Here is a 551-nt window from a genome sequence, read left to right as displayed (position 1 = left end):
CTTCATTTCCGTGACGTTCCGCGGGGCTGTGTACGCCCGTCTGTCTGCCGCTCCGCCGGGAGCCGGCAGCGCGCGGCGGTCAAGCTTTCCGCTCGGCGTGACCGGCCATTCGCTCATCTCTATAAACTGAGCCGGCATCATGTAGGCCGGAAGGCGTGCCGCAAGCTCTGCCCGCACATCATCGCTTTTTCGTCCTTCAATATAGGCGTAAAGCGCGGTTTCGCCGTGTTCGGTCCGGGCGGTGACCGCCGCCTCACGAATGCCGTCGATGCGCCGGATCGCCGCTTCGATTTCTCCCGGTTCAATCCGGTAGCCGCGGACTTTCACTTGTCCGTCTGAACGCCCGAGCCATTCAACAAGGCCGTCTTCTGTCCAGCGTGCGATATCGCCCGTCTGATACATGCGTTCTCCCGGATAAAACGGATCATCGAGAAAACGTTCCGCCGTCAGTTCAGGACGGTTCAAATAGCCCCGGGCCACCCCTGTCCCCGCGATGTACAGCTCTCCGGCAACGCCCGCAGGCTGAACGGTTCCCCGCCGTCTAACACATA

Annotated in this window: 1 protein-coding gene; it reads right to left on the bottom strand. The window is 61.7% G+C overall.

The window, feature by feature from the left end; genetic code table 11:
* A partial coding sequence (locus D368_RS18370) for an AMP-binding enzyme (RefSeq protein ID WP_486129298.1) occupies window positions 1-551 on the bottom strand: 551 nt, incomplete at both ends.

Origin of the sequence: Paenibacillus lentimorbus NRRL B-30488, assembly GCF_000411595.1 — a bacterium.
In the GTDB taxonomy this organism is placed as follows: Bacteria; Bacillota; Bacilli; order Bacillales; family Bacillaceae; genus Bacillus; species Bacillus velezensis.
This window is presented reverse-complemented; position numbering and strand designations above follow the sequence as displayed.